Here is a 1,182-nt window from a genome sequence, read left to right as displayed (position 1 = left end):
TAGGATCTTGAATCCATTTATTGATTTCACGAGATATAGTTGAACGAGATCTGTTTAAAGTTTTAGCGATATAAGCTTTGGATTTATTCTCGTTTAAAAGTGTCTCAATTTTGATTCTTTCTTTAAGAGAAAGTCGTCTGTGTTTTAAACTCATATTTACAAATCTATAAATTTAGATTTGTTGCGTTAAGTTATTGAATAGGCCGTCATCTCTGAAAATGACGTGCAACGGGTTTGTATATGGCTTCGTTGTGGGAAAATCAGCGAGATTTTTCTGCCTAAGCAATTTTGACAATAAATATAAGGAATTTTTCCTTTGAAAAATTCCGCCACAATGAGCTATATACGTTGTTGCCTAAAGTAACCATTTCAAATCATATCTAATTTTTCATTATTAAGCAGAATTTTAATCAATTCATTGCTCAAATCTGACCGATACAATTCTCATTCTTTGTGTGTTTTTAAAATTCATTTTTTCGATTAGTAAGAATTAAGAATAGTAACTAAAAACAATCAGAAAACCTTTCTTTTAGAGTTTCACTTTTCAAGTTTAGTACTAATTATAAAAAGAAGATGAATTATTTAAAAAATCAATCGTTGAGAATTTTTCGGTTTAGTAGAAAATTAGCTTAAAAAACTAAGAATAAGAGAAAACTCGTACGTTTAGAAAATCTATTCAAATTTAACGAATCCAACCCATTAAATTTCTCAATTTAGCAGAATGATAAAATAGGAGAGAAGAGTTCTCAGAGAATTTTCAGTTGAAGCAGAATTTTAGTTTTGGAAGAAAAATAGATCAAAAACTCATTCCGGAATAATGCTCAAAATCGAATTAATTTTCAGCTTTAGTAAATCATTATTTTTGAAAGAAAATTTCTCTGCCAAGTTCCAATCTCGTTATTTTAGGCAACGGTTTAGGCTATGTTGTCGTTGTGGAAAAATCGGCAAGATTTTTCCGCCATAGCAGTTGTGTTAGTAAATATACGAGGATTTTCTGAAAAAGAAAATCTGCCACAATGCAATATAGCCAGTGTTGGCAACTGGCTTTTATTCAGTTCTTTCAATCTTTATTGGATTTTGTCGAGAATCAAAAATATCATTAATTTCAATCCGTTTTTCACTCTTATTTATCCAATAAATTATTTTGTAATTTTTATAAACTAAATATCTGAATTCATTTGG

Annotated in this window: 2 protein-coding genes; both read right to left on the bottom strand. The window is 29.0% G+C overall.

Annotated elements, in window-relative coordinates; all coding sequences use genetic code 11:
• Positions 1 to 154: helix-turn-helix domain-containing protein (locus HGB55_RS15710; RefSeq protein WP_168817822.1), on the bottom strand; the 154-nt coding region annotated here is incomplete at its 3' end.
• A gap of 760 nt (positions 155 to 914) precedes the next feature.
• Positions 915 to 1,064 carry a hypothetical protein gene (locus HGB55_RS15085; protein WP_168817904.1) on the bottom strand — a complete coding sequence of 50 codons (150 nt, stop codon included), beginning with the start codon at positions 1,062 to 1,064 and terminating at the stop codon, positions 915 to 917.
• Positions 1,065 to 1,182 lie beyond the last annotated feature (118 nt).

The organism is Lutibacter sp. B1 (genome assembly GCF_012524075.1).
Classification (GTDB): Bacteria; Bacteroidota; Bacteroidia; order Flavobacteriales; family Flavobacteriaceae; genus Lutibacter.
This window is presented reverse-complemented; position numbering and strand designations above follow the sequence as displayed.